The sequence below is a fragment of the Streptomyces sp. NPDC093252 genome (assembly GCF_040683675.1).
Taxonomy (GTDB): domain Bacteria; phylum Actinomycetota; class Actinomycetes; order Streptomycetales; family Streptomycetaceae; genus Streptomyces.
In genome coordinates, this window is the sequence record NZ_JBFBEM010000002.1 from 30,365 (window position 1) to 46,224 (window position 15,860).

The 15,860-nt window shown below is 71.0% G+C and carries 13 protein-coding genes; 8 read left to right on the forward strand and 5 right to left on the reverse strand.

The features are described from left to right. Positions 1–98: 98 nt before the first annotated feature. Positions 99–506, reverse strand: coding sequence for a hypothetical protein (locus AB0O01_RS03370; protein ID WP_365310562.1), 408 nt, complete (start codon positions 504–506; stop codon positions 99–101). A 115-nt stretch (positions 507–621) separates the two neighbouring features. On the opposite strand from AB0O01_RS03370, the gene AB0O01_RS03375 reads away from it, so the two are divergent. From AB0O01_RS03375 to AB0O01_RS03390, 4 genes are all read left to right on the forward strand, one after another. Beyond that, the gene (locus tag AB0O01_RS03375) at positions 622–2,553 is read left to right on the forward strand and encodes a hypothetical protein (protein ID WP_365310564.1); all 1,932 of its coding nucleotides are present in this window, start codon (positions 622–624) and stop codon (positions 2,551–2,553) included. Positions 2,554–2,635: 82 nt separating this feature from the next. Then, positions 2,636–3,547 (forward strand): metal-dependent hydrolase, encoded by a 912-nt coding sequence (locus AB0O01_RS03380; RefSeq protein ID WP_365310566.1) that lies wholly within the window; start codon positions 2,636–2,638, stop codon positions 3,545–3,547. Next, the gene (locus tag AB0O01_RS03385) at positions 3,547–4,596 is read left to right on the forward strand and encodes a PDR/VanB family oxidoreductase (protein WP_365310568.1); all 1,050 of its coding nucleotides are present in this window, start codon (positions 3,547–3,549) and stop codon (positions 4,594–4,596) included. The genes AB0O01_RS03380 and AB0O01_RS03385 overlap by 1 nt, the downstream gene beginning before the upstream one ends. An 85-nt stretch (positions 4,597–4,681) precedes the next feature. Beyond that, positions 4,682–5,371, forward strand: a complete 690-nt coding sequence (locus AB0O01_RS03390; protein ID WP_365310570.1) for a TetR/AcrR family transcriptional regulator — start codon at positions 4,682–4,684, stop codon at positions 5,369–5,371. A gap of 61 nt (positions 5,372–5,432) precedes the next feature. Here AB0O01_RS03390 and pulA read toward each other — a convergent pair whose 3' ends face one another. From pulA to AB0O01_RS03405, 3 genes are all read right to left on the reverse strand, one after another. Beyond that, the gene (pulA, locus tag AB0O01_RS03395) at positions 5,433–10,844 is read right to left on the reverse strand and encodes a pullulanase-type alpha-1,6-glucosidase (RefSeq protein WP_365310572.1); all 5,412 of its coding nucleotides are present in this window, start codon (positions 10,842–10,844) and stop codon (positions 5,433–5,435) included. Positions 10,845–11,206: 362 nt separating this feature from the next. Next, a complete protein-coding gene (locus tag AB0O01_RS03400; RefSeq protein ID WP_365310574.1) occupies positions 11,207–11,527 on the reverse strand; it encodes a hypothetical protein in 321 nt (106 codons plus the stop codon). A gap of 92 nt (positions 11,528–11,619) precedes the next feature. Continuing rightward, positions 11,620–12,264 (reverse strand): ATP-binding protein, encoded by a 645-nt coding sequence (locus AB0O01_RS03405; protein WP_365310576.1) that lies wholly within the window; start codon positions 12,262–12,264, stop codon positions 11,620–11,622. Positions 12,265–12,479: 215 nt separating this feature from the next. On the opposite strand from AB0O01_RS03405, the gene AB0O01_RS03410 reads away from it, so the two are divergent. From AB0O01_RS03410 to AB0O01_RS03425, 4 genes are all read left to right on the forward strand, one after another. Continuing rightward, positions 12,480–13,376 (forward strand): helix-turn-helix transcriptional regulator, encoded by an 897-nt coding sequence (locus AB0O01_RS03410; protein ID WP_365310578.1) that lies wholly within the window; start codon positions 12,480–12,482, stop codon positions 13,374–13,376. Continuing rightward, complete coding sequence (locus tag AB0O01_RS03415; RefSeq protein WP_365310580.1) at positions 13,373–13,576, forward strand: DUF397 domain-containing protein; 204 nt, start codon at positions 13,373–13,375, stop codon at positions 13,574–13,576. Before AB0O01_RS03410 ends, AB0O01_RS03415 begins: the two co-directional genes overlap by 4 nt. Further along, positions 13,573–13,776, forward strand: a complete 204-nt coding sequence (locus AB0O01_RS03420; RefSeq protein ID WP_365310582.1) for a DUF397 domain-containing protein — start codon at positions 13,573–13,575, stop codon at positions 13,774–13,776. The genes AB0O01_RS03415 and AB0O01_RS03420 overlap by 4 nt, the downstream gene beginning before the upstream one ends. Positions 13,777–14,078: 302 nt before the next feature. Next, positions 14,079–14,750: a hypothetical protein gene (locus AB0O01_RS03425; protein ID WP_365310584.1), complete on the forward strand. Its 672-nt coding sequence runs from the start codon at positions 14,079–14,081 to the stop codon at positions 14,748–14,750. A 98-nt stretch (positions 14,751–14,848) separates the two neighbouring features. On the opposite strand, the gene AB0O01_RS03430 is transcribed toward AB0O01_RS03425, so the two are convergent. After that, positions 14,849–15,817, reverse strand: a complete 969-nt coding sequence (locus AB0O01_RS03430; protein ID WP_365310586.1) for an NAD(P)-dependent alcohol dehydrogenase — start codon at positions 15,815–15,817, stop codon at positions 14,849–14,851. Positions 15,818–15,860: the final 43 nt, after the last annotated feature.

The following is a 15,860-nucleotide window of genomic DNA, read 5'->3' on the forward strand; positions in this document are numbered from 1 at the left end:
CGGAGAACCGGCGGCGGGAATTCCCGCCGCCGGTTCTCTTTTTCGCCCGCTTTCTCTCTTTCGCCCGCTGCCGTTCGCCGCTCAGTGTCGTTCGCCGCTCAGTGCACGCTGTGATCCGTCCCCTCCTCCAGCTCCCCGCCCAGCGTGCTCCGCAGGGCGTGCACCGTCTCCGTCTCCCCCACCGCCACCCATTTGCGGCCGACCAGATAGTGACCGCCGTAGTCCTTGGCGCCGTTGATCCATTCGCGCTGGCCCCGGTCGGTGGCGAAGGTGGCGAGGACGAACGTCCCGTCGCCGTTCTCGCAGAGGGCCTGGCGGATCTCGTCGGCGTCGGTCTGGATGTCGGGGGCGCAGCGCACCTCGGCCGCGAGGCGCTCCAGGCTGCCGGTCGCCGTCTCGGGCACGGCCGCCTCCCGGGCCCCGTCGCCGGAGCCGCCGCACCCGGCGAGCAGGACCACTCCCGCGACGGCGGCGCCCAGGGCGGGCATCGATCGGGTCAACGTCATCTCGTCCTCCGGTGGGCCTGCGCGGACCAGTGCCGTCCTCGGATACGGACGCCGGGCGCCCCGCGCTCAATCCGCGCTCCGGTGACCAACCGCCGTGCCGCTCGTTCTGCCGGGCGTGCAGTCACAGGATGTCGCCCCCCGCCCCACGCCCGCCGCCTCCGGCGGTCCCGTCGTCGATGTCGAGCAGGCCGAGGCCGCGCTCGTCGAGCACTATCCGCGGCTGGTGCGGCTGGCCTATCTGGTCCTGCCGCCGGATCTGAGCCGGGGCCGCCGGGTGCTCGGCGCGCACGCGCTGGTGCAGCGGGCGCTGCCGCGCGGCCGGGCCGCCGCCCCGGTGATCCCGGCCCAGTCGACGGGTGGCCGCGACGGCGACCCGGGCTACGCGTATGTCCGGCTGCGGGTGCTGCGGACGGCGCTGGAGGCGGGGCTGCCGCTGCGGCGGCGGGCGTGGCCGAAGCGGGCGCAGTTGCCGCCGGTGCTGCCGCAGGTGTGGGGGCTGCGGCTGTTCCCGCGGTCGGGCGGGGCCGATGAACTCGCCCTCGACCAGCAGTTGTCGGCGCTGTCCGCCCCGGCGCGGGCCGTGTACGCGCTGCGCGGCCTGGAGCGGCTGACGGACGCCGAGGTCCGCAAGGCGCTGACCGGGGCGGGCGTCGAGGAGGCGGACGTGGACGCGGCGCTGGCCGCGGCCGACACCGTACCCGCGCGGTACGCGCTGCTGGAGTCCCCGGAGTTCGACCCCTGTTCGCTCCAGGCCCGGCCGACCGATCTGATGCGGCGGCGCCAGCATCTGAGGGCGGCCCTGGCGGCGACGGCGGCCGTGGCGGTGTGCGGGGCGCTGCTGGGGCTGCCCGGTGACGGCTGGGGCCCGGACGGCGCCGCCGCCCCCTCGTACGCGCAGAACCCGTCCGCGCAGGCGGCGCTGGATCCGTCGCGGGTGGTGAAGGTGTCCCCCGCCGCGTGGAAGACCTCGGCCCGTACGGACTTCACGGTCTGGCCGGCGCGCGGGGAGCTGACCGGGGACGCGGATCTGCTGCGCCGGGCGCTCGCGGTGTGGGCCCGGCCCGGTGCGGCGGTCCGGGTGTCGGCGACCCCGGACACCCCGACCGGCGGCCCCGCCGGACCCCCGCAACTGCTCTTCGCGGGGGTGGTGGACAACGCGCGGCTGGTGGTGTTCCACGACGGGCTGCGGCTGGCCCGGTACGCCGAGCCGAAGGACGGGCAGGCGGGGGCGGCGCTGGATCTGGCCCGGCTGGACGGGGCGACGGCGGCCGAGGCCACGGCGGTGGTGCTGAACCGGGCCGACGGCAATGTCCGCTATCTGACCGCGCCCTGGGTGACGGGGGCCGCCGAGCGGGATCTCGTCAAGCCCGGCTCCGGCGCGATGGAGCTGACCGTGACGGACGGGGTGACCTCGCCGATGGCCGGCCCCGCGACCCGGCCCGGCGCCTGCACCTCCTGGAACGTCCTCCAGCTCACCACCGACGACGGCACCCGACTGGCCTCCGACCTCGGTGAGCTGGTCCCGGCCCGGCTCACCACCGGGCGGCCCGGCGCGGTCCATGACGCCTCGGGCGCGGAGGCGCTGCACACCTGGTCGTCGTACGCCTGTTCGCTGGCGGCGGTGCAGGGGCAGGGGGTGCGCACGGTGAACGCGTGGAGCTACGCGGAGCAGGAGCTGCCGGACGGCGGCGGTACGGCGTCCTGGGTGTGCACCCGGGCGGAGACCTGGCGGGGCGGCGGCGAGCGGGTGCTGGCCCAGTTCCACACCCCGGGCGGGACGTACGGGGCGGTCGCGGCGAAGGGGGAGAGTGTGCCGGGGTGCGGGGCGCGGGAGCCCCAGGTGCTGGCCGGGGTGCTGTGGAAGTCGGAGGCCGGGGCCTGGTATCTGCTGGCGGCCGGTGGCCGGGACACGGCGTCGATCGAGACCAGCGGCGGGGTGAAGGCGTCGGCGGAGGGCAATCTGCTGGCCGTGCGCACCGAGGAGGGGACGCAGGCGGCGCTGAAGGGAACGCTGGCGGACGGGCGGACGATCGAGGCGCTGCGCTAGGTGCATGGCCCTGTGGGGGTGGGGGAATCCCGGCGCGTGCGAGGGGTTCCCCCACCCCCTTACCCTTCAGTAAATTGACGGCATGTCTAATAAGCAGGTCCGGCGGCCCGAGCCGATCGACTCCGAGCGGACCGCGCTGACGGCGCGGAACGTGTCGTTCTCCTGGGAGGGCACCCCGCTGCACTGGGTGCCCGGGGACCCCTTCGCCTCGCACACCATCAATGTGCTGCATCTGCTGCTGCCCGCCGGTGAGCGCTGGTTCGTGCATGTCTACAAGCAGGTGCTGCCCTACATCCGGGACGAGCGGCTGCGCGAGGACGTCATCGGGTTCATCGGGCAGGAGGCCACGCACGCGCAGGCGCACGACGAGGTGCTGCCGCATCTGCGGGAACTCGGCCTCGATCCGACGCCGTACACCGCTCAGGTCGACTGGTTCTTCGAGAAGCTGCTCGGGGACCGGACGCTGCCGCCGGGGCGGTCGCGGCGCTGGTGGCTGATGGAGCGGGTGGCGCTGATCGCGGCCATCGAGCACTACACGGCGTTCCTCGGCGACTGGGTGCTCAACGCGCCGGAGCTGGACCGGCGGGGCGCGGACCCGGTGATGCTGGATCTGCTGCGCTGGCACGGCGCGGAGGAGGTCGAGCACCGGTCGGTGGCGTTCGAGCTGTTCCTGCATGTCGACGGCGGCTACCGGCGCCGGGTGCGGACCTGGGCGCTGGCGTTCTCGGCGCTGGTGTTCCTGTGGCAGCGGGGGGCGCGGTTCTTCATGGCGAACGATCCGACGCTGATCGACGGGAGGGCGAGCTTCCGGGACTTCCACGACCGGGGGCGGCGCGGGCTGCTGCCCTCGACGGGCGCGCTGGTCCGCTCGATCCCCCGCTATCTCAACCGGGCCTACCACCCCTCCCAGGAGGCGTCGACCGCGCAGGCGGTGGCCTATCTGGCGGCCTCCCCGGCGGCCCTGGCCGCCGAGCGGCGCAGGGAGGCGCTCTGATGGCGGGGCTGCGGACGGCCGTGGTGGTCGCGGGCGCGGCGGTACTGGCCCGGCGGGCGCTGCGGCAGCGGATCCGCCGGTCGCCGCTGTGGCCGCTGCCCGCGCTGGCCGAGCCGACCTCGGGCCGCCCCCGCACCCGGGCGCTGCGGCTGCGGCTGACCGCGCGCGAGACGGTCGCGGACGGGGTCGTGCGGCTGCGTCTGGAGGGGCGGGGGGAGTTGCCGCGCTGGGAGCCCGGGGCGCATCTGGATCTGCTGCTGCCGTCCGGTCTGGTGCGGCAGTACTCGCTGTGCGGGGACCCGGCGGACACCTCGGCGTACACGGTCGCGGCGCGGCTGGTGGCGGACGGGCGGGGTGGTTCGCGGGAGGTGCACGAGGAGCTGGCGCCGGGCGCGGAGGTGGCGGTGCGGGGGCCGCGCAACCGGTTCCCGCTGGTGCCGGGGGCGGCGGAGTACGTGTTCGTGGCGGGCGGGATCGGGATCACCCCGCTGCTGCCGATGGTGCGGGCGTTGCCGCCGGGCACGGAGTGGCGGCTGCTGTACTGCGGGCGGTCGCGGGCGTCGATGCCGTTCCTGGCGGAGGTGGAGGCGCTGGGGGCGGAGCGGGTGACGGTGGTGGCCGGGGACGAGTCGGGGCGGCCGGACCTGGACGCGCTGGCGGCCGGGGCCGGGGACGGGGCGGAGGTGTACTGCTGCGGCCCGGAGGGGCTGATGGCGGCGGTGGCGGAGCGCTTCCCGGGGGTGAAGCTGGAGCGGTTCGCGCCCCCCGCCTCGGCCGGGGCGGGCGCCGCCTTCACCCTGGAACTGCGGCGCAGCGGGCGGACGGTGGAGGTCCCGGCCGGGACCACGGCGCTGGCGGCGGTGCGGGCCGCGCTGCCGGACACCCCGTACTCGTGCGCGCAGGGGTTCTGCGGGACCTGCCGGCAGCGGGTGCTCGCGGGCGAGGTGGACCACCGGGACGAACTGCTCACGGACGGGGAGCGGGACGGCGGCTTGATGCTGCTCTGTGTGTCGCGGGCGCGCGGGGAGCGGCTGGTGCTGGATCTGTGAGACGGCGGACGGCCGGAACCCGGTGTGCATCACTCTTGGTCGAACCTGGCCGTTCACGGCCGGAACCGATCGGTAAGGTGTTCGTATGTCTACCGGGGTTCGCCGTCGAATGGGTGTCGAGGAGCGGCGTGAGCAGTTGATCGGCGTCGCGCTCGAACTGTTCAGCCGACGCTCGCCCGACGAGGTCTCGATCGACGAGATAGCGTCGGCGGCGGGGATCTCCCGCCCCCTCGTCTACCACTACTTCCCCGGCAAACTCAGCCTCTACGAGGCCGCGTTGAAGCGGGCCTCGGACGATCTCGCGGAGCGGTTCGTGGAGCCGCACGAGGGGCCGCTCGGCGCCCGGCTGCTGCGGGTGATGCGCCGCTACTTCGACTTCGTGGACGATCACGGCCCCGGGTTCTCCGCCCTGATGCGGGGCGGCCCGGCGGTCGGCTCCTCCACCACCAACGCGCTGATCGACTCCGTACGGCAGGCCGCCTACGAGCAGATCCTGGCGCATCTCGGGGTCACCGATCCGCCCGCGCGGCTGGAACTGGTCGTCCGCTCCTGGGTGTCGCTGGCCGAATCCACCGCCCTGATCTGGCTGGACGGCCGCCGGATCCCGCGCGAGGAGCTGGAGGTCCAGCTCGTGCACGACTTCGCCGCGCTGGCGGCCATCAGCGCGGCCCATGACGCGGAGATGGCCGCGCTGATGCGCCGGGCCCTGGAGGGCGAGCCGTCCGACGGTCCGTTCACCGACCTGGTGGCCCGGCTGATCGCGCTGGCGTCCTAGGACGGGTACGGCGGACGGGGGCACCGGTGGATCCAGTGCCCCCTGCGCCGCTTCGGCCGTGTCATCCGGTGAACACGGCGACGGTCCTCGGCGGTACCGAGAACGTGCCGTTCTCCCGGTCGTACGCGGCCCGCTTCACCACCGGGTCCGAGCCGGACGCCTGGACGGGGTGGAGGCGGTGGTCCTGCCCGGCGAGGGCGGGGATCCGCTGCTCCTGGGTGTCGGGGGTGGCGTTGAAGACGACCACCAGGTCACCGAGACGCATGGTGATCACGCCGGGGGTCTCCTGCGTGCCGGACAGCGGGAAGGAGAGCTTCTGCTGGACGGCGGTGGCGGTGCCGAGGGAGAAGTCCGCTTCCGTGGTGCGGATGCGCAGCAGGTCCTGGTAGGCCGCCGAGGTGGCGGTGATCTGCTCGCAGCCCACGCCGACCGAGGTCAGCAGCGGCTTGGCGTACGGCCACTTGGGCTGGTTGTCGGCGGCGGGCGGCAGGCCCCGGCCGAAGCCGTTGCCGTCGGCGCAGTTCCAGTGGATGGCGTTGAACCAGTCGCCGCTGTCGTAGGAGTTGCGGTCCAGGGACTTGGAGCGGAGCAGGTCGGTGCCCGCCTGGGAGAGGGCCGGGCCCTGGGAGAGGGCGGCCGTGGCCATGGCGAGGACCTGCATCCGGGACCGGTCGGCGGCGCTCACCGTGGCGGGGAGCTTGAAGGCGAGGGCGTCGAAGAGGGTCTCGTTGTCGTGGGCGTCGGCGTAGGCGAGGGCGTCGCCGGGGGCCGCCGCGTATCCGGCGGGCGCCCCGTTGTAGTCGACCTCCGAGCCCTTGACGTCCCTGCCCGCGGTGTCGGTGAAGCGGTAGCCGGCGAGGTTGCCGGACAGGCCGACCTTGATGAGGTCCTGGTAGTGCAGGAGGCGGGCCTTCTGCTCGGCGGGGGTGCCGTTGTCGGCGGCCGGGTTGGGCTCGGTGTAGAGGCCGGAGGCGAAGCCCTGGACGCCGGGGTCCTCGTCGAAGGGGCCGCCGCCGCGGACCGCGTCCCGGGCCCGGTCGGAGAAGGTGGCGATGCCGGTGCCGGCCATGTTCTTCTGGGTGGCCTGCTCGAAGCGGGCGTCGTCGGCGATCTCGCCGAAGTTCCAGCCCTCGCCGTACAGGATGATCTTCTTGCCGTCGACGCCGTCCTTCTGGAGGGTCAGGGCGTCCAGGGCCTCGCGGACGGCGAGCATGTTGGCCTTGGGGTGGTGGCCCATGAGGTCGAAGCGGAAGCCGTCGACCTTGTAGTCCCGGGCCCAGGTGACCACCGAGTCCACGACCAGCTTGCCCATCATGGCGTTCTCGGGGGCGGTGTTGGCGCAGCAGGTGCTGTTGGCGACGGAACCGTCGGCCAGGAGCCGCTGGTAGTAGCCGGGGACGATCCGGTCGAGCACGGAGGTCTTGGCCTGCCCGGAGGCGGCGGTGTGGTTGTAGACGACGTCCATGACGACCCCGAGGCCGTCCTCGTTCAGCGCCTGCACCATCTCGCGGAACTGGACGGTCCGGGCGGTGCCGTCGGGGTCGGTGGCGTAGGAGCCCTCGGGGACCGTGTAGTGGTAGGGGTCGTACCCCCAGTTGTAGGCGTCCTTGGCGGCGATCTCGCTCACGCACTCCTGCTGCCGCTCGGAGTCGGCGGGCAGGGCGGCGAGGTCGCAGCCCACGGTGGCCTGGTCCTCGCGACGCTCGGGGATGGTGGCGATGTCGAAGGCGGGCAGCAGATGGACGTACGAGGTGCCTGCCTCGGCCAGCTTCTTCAGGTGCTTGGAGCCGTCGCTGTCCTTGTCGGTGAAGGCGCGGTAGGTGCCGGGGTCGGCGGCGGTGCGGTCGGCGACGGAGAAGTCGCGGATGTGGAGTTCCTGGATCTGGGCGTCCTTGAGGGGGACGGCCTCGGGCTTCTTCAGGGTGGACCAGCCGCGCGGCTGGAGGGAGCGGTCCCCCAGGTCGACCACGAGGCTGCGCTCGGAGTCGGCGGTCAGGGCGAGGGAGTAGGGGTCGGTGACCTTGTTGGTGACGACCTGGCGGACGCTGGGCGCCCAGACCTGGACGACGTACCGGTAGGGCTTGTTCTTCCAGGAGGGGGAGCCGGTGACGGACCAGACGCCGGTGGTGTCGTCGCGGCGCATGGGCAGGGTGCGGCCGTCCAGTTCGAGGGCGACGGACTGGGCGGTCGGGGCCCACACGGCGAGGGTGGGGCGGCCGTTGCGGAAGACCGGGCCGAGGGCGGCCCGGGTGGCGGCGCCGCTGTAGACATCGTCCAGGACACCGGCGAGCTGGACGCCGGTGGCGGCGAGGGCGGCGCCCGACGCGTTGCGCTGGGCGGCGACGACCTGGCCGCGCAGGGCCTCGCGGATGCGCAGGCTGTCCCGGTCGCGGGGATCGACGGCCCAGGCGGTGGAGTCCTTGAGGTGCGGGAACTTCGCCTTCTGGGCGTCGGTGAGGGTGGTCTTCCGCAGCCGCAGCACCTTGGTGTCGGTGCCGGTGAGGACGCCTCCCTCGGCCTTGAGGGAGCCGGTGCGGGAGGTGAGGAGCTGGGTGGAGGCGGCGGTGTCGGCGGCGTTCCAGACGACGGTGTTCCGGTCGATCCAGATCGCCTTGGAGGTGGTGAGGTCGAGGGCGGCGGCGGACCCGGCGGACTGCGGGAGCAGATACTTCTCCTGCCCGTTCAGCATCCACACCTCATGCCCGTTGGCGGTCAGGTCCAACGCCTGGTCGTTCGGGAGGTCCTTCTCATCTCCCCTGTGGAGGATGTAGCTGAGGCTGGTGGCGCCCTCGGCGAGCGGCACCTCGTAGACGGCCCCGTAGGAGTCGGTGCGGACCGGCATCAGGGGCCGGGCCCAGTCGGTGGGCTGGGCGGCACCGGACCAGACGTGCATCCCCCAGCCGTCGTAGTTCCCATCGGCGCGGTTGTAGTGGAACACGGCCTTGGTCTTGTCCTGGGCCGGGTACTCGGGCCGCTCGGTGACGACCTCCGGCTTGCCCTGCTCGATCCAGATCTCCCCGGTCTCGCTCACATCGATGGAACGGTCGACGGAGACGTCCTTGTTTCCGTCCTTGTCGATGACGAGGAAGCCCACATTGGTCGCGCCGGGCTTGAGCTTGATGTAGGCGAAGGCGCCGTACGCGTCGCGGCCGGTGAAGGGGTGGCTGTCGGGCCAGGTGGTGGACTCGCCGTCGGCGAGGTCGCCCCAGGCGTAGACGCCCCAGTCCTGGTAGTTCCCGTCGGGCCGCTTGTAGTGGACGATCGCGTAGTCGCGGGAGGTGGCCGTCGGGGGGTTCACGACGGGCGGGGTGCCGCTGCTGGAGGCGGCGGTGGCACTCGCCGTCCGGCCGGAGGCGTCGACCACGACGGCCTTGTAGCGCAGGGCGGTGCCGGGGCGGGTGTCCTTGGGGACGGTGTGGGTGACCTTGTAGGGGGCGTGGTCGGCGGTGCCGAGGGTCTGCCACTTGCCGGTGCCGGTCTGGGCGGCGAAGACGACCCGGTTGAGGCCGCCGCCGGAGACATCGGCGGTCAGCTCGACGGTGCCGGTGGCGCCGGGGGCCGGGGCCTTGAGGGTGATAGTGGGCTTGACAGCGGGCGCGGCGGGCCTGGAAGCCGCCTTCAGGACGACCGACGACCCGGCCGGGACGGTGACGGTGAGGCGCGCGTCCCCGGTGGAGGTGGCGGTGGCGGTGGTGCCGTAGATCCCCTTGTACGCCATGCTCCGCGACTCGACCGGGAAGCTGACGGTCTTCGGCTCGTCGGCGTTGTTGAAGCCGACGACGTACTCCGTGCCCGACTTGGCGTCGGTGCGGGAGACGGCGTAGACGCCGGGGCCGTCGGCGGCGAAGCGCTCGGTCTGGATGCCGTCGGCGAGGGCGGGGTGCGCCTTGCGGAGGGCGGCGAGGTCGCTGATCTGCCGGTAGAGGGGGGCCTTGGTGTCGTAGGAGTCGGTGGCGTGGGTGCGGTCGGTGCCGAGGATGTCGTCGTCCAGGTAGTCCTGGACCTGGGAGGCGAAGAGGGTCTGGCGGGCGTCCTTGTCACCGCCGTTGCCGGTGAAGCCCTGTTCGTCGCCGTAGTAGATGACCGGGTTGCCGCGGTTGAGGAACATCAACTCGTTGGTGAGCTTGGCCTTCTTGACGAGTTCGGCGTCGGTGGCGCCGGGGTCGTCCTGCTTCAGGAAGGTGCCCATCCGGCCCATGTCGTGGTTGCCGAGGAAGGTGACCGACTCGTACGCGTTGGCTATGCCGGTCGTGTACTTGTAGTCGTCGCCGAAGACCGAGGCGAGGCTCTGGGCGCTGCCGCCCTGGGAGGCGTAGACGCGGGCCGCGTCCTGGAAGGGGAAGTCGAGGGTGGAGTCGAGCTTGCCCTCGGTGACATAGGGGGCGGTGATGGAGGTGTCGGCGGAGTAGACCTCGCCGAACATGAAGAAGTCGTCCCGGCCCTGCTTGGCGGCGTAGGCGTCCAGGGAGGTGGCCCACTGGGTCCAGAACTCCATGTTGACGTGCTTCACGGTGTCGATCCGGAAGCCGTCGATGTCGAAGTCCTTGACCCACCGCTGGTAGATCTTCTCCATGCCCGCCACGACCTCGGGCCGCTCGGTCCACAGGTCGTCCAGGCCGACGAAGTCGCCGTAGGTGGCGGATTCCCCGGCCCAGGTGGAGTCGCCCCGGTTGTGGTACATGGTGGGGTCGTTGAGCCAGGAGGGGATCTTGAGGTTCTTCTTGGCGGCGGGAACGGTGGGGGTGCGGGGGAAGGAGTCGTTGTCGACCGCCGGGAACTTCTTCTTCCCGTCCGCGTAGTCGGCGTCGTCGAAGGGCTGGCCGTCCTTGGTGAGGTACGGGAACGCGCCCTTGGAGAGGTAGTTGTAGGACTTCTCCTCGTAGTCGACGACATCGGCGGTGTGGTTGGTGATGACGTCGAAGAAGACCTTCATGCCCTTGTCGTGGGCCTTGTCGATCAGGGTCTCCAGGTCCTTGTTGGTCCCGAAGTGCGGGTCGACCTGGGTGAAGTCGGTGATCCAGTAGCCGTGGTACCCGGCGGAGGCGTCGGCGCCGACGCCCTGCACGGGCTGGTTCTTGAAGATGGGCGCCATCCAGATGGCGGTGGTGCCCATGCCCTTGATGTAGTCCAGCTTCTGGGTGAGGCCCTTGAGGTCGCCGCCCTGGTAGAAGCCCTTGTCGGTGGGGTCGTAGCCGGTGGCCAGCCGGGTGCCGGTGAGTCCGCCGCGGTCGTTGCCCTTGTCGCCGTTGGCGAACCGGTCCGGGAGCACGAAGTAGAACTGCTCGCGGGTGAGGTCGTGGCGGGTGGGTTCGGCGGCGAGCTTCTTGTCCGAGGGGGGTGGGGGCGGGCTGTCCGCCCGTGCCGCGAGCGGGGTGAGGAGGGTGGCGGCGAGGGCGGCGACGGCGACGGGCGCGATCCGTCTGCCACGGGGGCTGGTGCGGCGCGTGCGGGGCGCCGGGCCTCTCGTTCTCACGGGCGTGGACTCCTTGCGCTTCCTTGCGGCTACGGCGGGCGGCGGCTCTGGGGTGCCCTGAGGGAACCCCGGTTGCACCTCGGGGCGCTTGCCGACCGGCCTGTCCGGCGGGGCGCGGCTGCGGTGCCGAGTGTTCGCGTGACCGTATCTGTGAAGAAAGGGTTGCTGCAAGACTTCTGCAAGGAGGGGAAAGAAGTTTCAGAGGGGGGTGGGGGTGGGGGGCTTGGCTGTCGCCCTGGGGAGGGGGTGGGCAAGGCCGGGTCGGCCGGGGTCAGTTGCCGCAGGTGCCGCACGGTTCACTTCCGGTGCGGGCGATGATGCGGCCGTCGTCGTCCGTGAGGTAGACATCGGCCCGTGATCCGCTACAGCCGGGGGTCGGGCACGGGACGTTTTGCCGGACTTCTGGCATAGCTGACCTCCCTTGTCTGATGTCCTCCGCAGAGTCGGCACCGCTGCCGACTCAGCCGGATCAAGCGCCCTTTGGCGTTGTACGTGTACTCGTCGGCCACCGAGCCGTGGCAGCCGGCGGTGCCGCAGGCGGCGGCACCCGAGAGGATCACCTGATGCCGGGAGTGGGTCGTGCCGTAGTTGCACTCCAGGCAGGGGAAGGGGTGGATCCCCTCATCGTTGACGAGATACGCGATTGCCTCCGGATGATGGCAATTGGGGCAGATGGCGGCCATGAACGCCACGTCTCCTTGGGAAGTTGGCTGGTGATGAGGTGTCCAACGACCGGGGGGTCGCTTTGTCACCCGGGGCACCCCCCACCACCGGGCTATCGAGCCGTCAGCCCTTGGGCGTCCCTGTTCACCACGTCCTCGCGGATCCAGGTCGAGAGCCGACCGACGCATTTCGTGCACGCGAACATCTGCGACTCACCGAAGTCGGAGGACGCGACGCCGGTCAGGACACCGGGAGTATGGGCGCGACCGCAGCCGAACCAGCAGCGTTCGATGACTCGGACGGGGGCTTCGCCACGCAGGGCACGGCTCAGGTCCTCTCGCACGGTGACCTCCGGCGGCGGCACGGGGACTGCCGCCAGTCGGACCCACACCCGCTTTCCGCCCTTCATGGGCTCGCAGCCCCAGTCGACGGAAAGGTTGGCGATGAGCTGGAGGCCACGGCCGGTGCGGCTTTCCCAGTCGGGTTCCCGGAGCATGGGAGGCCGAGGGCATCGGTCGGCGCAGGTGACGAGGATCTCGCGGTACCGGAACGCCACCGCGAGCACACATCGGCCGCCCGCGTGCCGGACCACGTTCGCCAGCAGTTCCGACACGACCAGCTCGGCGTCATCCGCCTCATAGCCCCAGGCGGAGACCCTCTGCCGCGCGTCACGCCGCACGTTTGCAACTGTCTGCGGAGCGAGCGACTTGAGAGGCCAACGGGCAGCTCGGGGGGCCTCGATCGTACGCATGTCCATGCGACGCCTCCAAGGCAAACATCGTTAGTGAGTGGGGGGTTGAGCAGGCATCGGCTCGACGGGAAGCCAGAGAGCCCGACACCGAGACCATGCTGTGTGCTAGAAAATTGTCTCGCAAGTCGTCTCGCCAAACTTCCCCCCAAGGAGGGCAATTGGCATATGCCACAGCAAACCCCCCGGGTAGGCTGGCCATTCAGACGAGGAGGTCCCACAAGATGCCGGACGCCTTGCCCAACCTGCACCGCAGGCGCCTCGGGCTCGCGCTCAGAAGCCTGCGACTGAGTGCGGAACGACCGGATCACGAAGGGCGTAGGCCGGGACTCACCACGACCGAGGCCGCCGAACGCCTCGGCATGTCGGGCGCCTCAGCGATCAGCAAGATCGAGCTGGGCAAGCAGCGCGTTCCGGTGAGCCAACTGGACGGCTTCTTCAACGCCTACGAAGTGACCAGCGAGACGAAGAAGCAGGAGCTGCGGCAGCTCGCGTCCCTCGCGGCGTCCAGTCGGCGGGCGAATGTCCTGCGCGAGTACACGGGGCCGGTTTCGGATCCGTTCGCCGAGTATCTGCACCTTGAAGATCTGGCCATACGGGTAGAAACGTACGCGCCTGTGGTGGCAGGACTTCTACAGACCGAGCCCTATGCCCACGCGATTGTCGAGCGCAGCAGGCAATGGCAGACGCGCCGCGATATCGCCAATTTCGTGGAACTCCGACTGGCCCGGCAGCACGTCCTCACGCGCAACCCTCCCCTTCAGCTCTGGTGCATTCTCGATGAGGCAGCACTGCGCCGAGAGGTAGGCGGCAAGGCGGTCATGAAGGGCCAGCTCCAGCGGTTGCTCGATCTCAGCGAGGATCAGCGGAACATCAGTCTTCAGATCCTCCCGTTCAGCCGCGGAGCGCATGCCGCAGTCGATGGGGCGTTCCACATCCTGTACTTCACGGCTGGTTCCCCAGTCGTCGTGGTTGAGCCGATGACAACCTCCCTCTATCTGGAGGACGATGGGGACATCGGGCGCTACGAGACTGGGTTCAATTACCTTCGAACCGAAGCCCTCGACACCGAGGCGTCCCGAAGGTTGATCTCCGACACGATCAAGGATCACTACACATGATGACCCAGAGCGACCTCAGCACCGCCGTGTTCACCAAGAGCACCTATTCCAATGGCGGCAACAACTGCGTAGAGGTTGCCGCCGTCCCCGGGATCACCGCCTTCCGTGACTCAAAGGACCACACCCGGGGACTCGTCCCGGCGTCCGCCGACGCCTTCGGCGTGTTCATGGAAGCCCTCAAGACCGGCCACCTCGGATGACGCACACCGACCTCCCGGCCCACGGCTGGAAGAAGAGCAGCTACAGCGAGGGAGGCAACGCCCAGTGCGTGGAGACCCTCCCCCTCACCGCCCACTCCACCGCCGTCCGTGACAGCAAGGCACCCACCCACGGCGCCTTCACCTTCTCCAGCACCACCTGGGCCGCGTTCGTCGACGGAGTCAAGCGCGGGCTCGTTTAGCCGGAGCCAGCGCATTCGCCACCGCATCGCAGCAACTGAAGGGGAGCCCTCCGGGGCTCCCCTTCCTCGTGCGCAGCGTTGGCCGGACAAGGCCCACCACAACCTTCGCCCACCTGGGGACGAGGGGGATCCCGACCCGGCTACCGGTCAGTCGCCGACGCCTTCATCGGCACCTTGGCGTCCCGCAACCAGCCCCGCAAACTCATGAATTGACGAGCCGTCACTCATCACCGATCTTCACTCTCCGCCCTTCCGCAGGCACGCCCCGTGCGCCATAGTGGAGCGCCGAGGAGAGCCAGACTTTGGGGGGATATTTCGTGATCAAGCAGGCGTATGTCCAGGCCGGCGACATCACCACACCGACGCTCCAGACCATCAGGGAGCGGATCTCCACAGCGGTGGACGAGACGGCAGGCACCGCCCTCGAACGCCTCACGCGCTGGCTCCAGGCACCGACCAGTTCCGAGTTCACCGACATGCTGGACCAGGACTGCAAAGTGCGCGCCGAAGCGGTCGGCGATCTGCTCAGCGCTGAGAGAGGGACGCTGTTCCACCCCAGCAACCTCTCGGTGGCCTTCAACATCTCGAAGAGGTGGGAGAGCATCAACGCGGCCCTGGAGAAGGGCCGGGCCGTCTACATATCGGGTTCGGCCAGTCACGTGGGCGGAGACAAGAGCAGGTTCAAGATGTCATTCCATGTGATCGTCTTCCTCGCCGTCGGCAGGGAGACCGACGGACGCGTCTACTACCTGGGCTTCGACCCGGACGTCAGCGCCACGACGGAGACCCGGGACGCCTGGAAGGCGTTGGTCGCCGGCGACCCCGAGCCAAAGCCGGGGGATTTCTCTGCCACGAGGAGCCTGGAGGTGGTCAGGGCGATGATGCTCGGCGACACGGCCCACGGCTTCGGCCCGCTGGTCCGCAAGTACTACGTCGAGACGGCCGAGCCCTTCCCCAAAGCCGTCTACGCCTGACCACACCCGGCGGTGAACCGCCATCACCGCGGATGGGCCGTCCGGACGCACGGACGGGCGGCCCATCCTGATGCCCGCGGCCTCGGCCGACCCGCCGTCTAGTCCACCCTCACCACATACTTGCCCCGCACCCCACCCGCCTCCAGCGCCCGGTGCGCCGCCCCCGTCTCCGCCAGGGGGAACACCCGGTCCACGGCCGGGCGCAGCCGCCCCTTGCGTACCTCGTCGGCCACGGCGTCGAGGAGGGCGCGGTCGGGGCTGCTGCTGAAGAAGCGGATACGGCCCCGGCCGTGGACGGTGCTGGCGGCGACCGTGAACAAGCAGGCCGCGAGGTGGCGGGAGTCGATGGCGACGGCGACCATGCGCCCGCCGGGAGCGAGCAGCCGCCGGTAGGTCCGCAGGTCCGTGCCGACCGAGTCGAGGACGACGTCGAACCGGCCCAGCTCCGCCGGGGACACCGTCCGGTGGTCGACGGCGTGGTCCGCGCCCAGTTCGCGGACGAAGTCGAGGTTGGCGCCCCGCGCCAGCGCCGTCACCTCAGCTCCGTACGCCTTGCCCAACTGGACGGCTGCGTTGCCGACCCCGCCCGCCGCGCCCCGGACGAGCAGCCGTTCGCCGGGGCGCAGCGCTGCCTTGTCCCGCAGGGCCGTCAGCGCGGTGGAACCGGTCGCGGGCAGGGCGGCGGCGGCCACCGGGTCCAGTTCGTCCGGGATCCGGCCGAGCCCGTCCGTCGGCACGGCCAAGAACTCGGCGGCGCCCCGGAACCAGGAGCCACGGCCCAGCACACCCCACACCCGGTCGCCGACCGCGACACCCGTCGCTCCGGTGCCCAGGGCCTCGATCTCGCCGGTGAAGTCCAGCCCGGTACGCATCGGGAACTTCCGGCCGGTCATAAAGCGGGCCCGGCCTGTGCGCACCATCAGCTCGCTGCTGTTGACGCTGAAGGCGGCCACCCTCACCAGGACCTCACCGGAGGCGGGTTCAGGGCGCGGCACCCGGCCCACGTACAGCACTTCGGGGCCACCGAAGCGGTCGAAGAGTACGGCTTTCATCAGGGGGGAGACCATCAAGCTCACCTCGGCAGCAGCGGCGGTCGTCGGAAGGGATCCG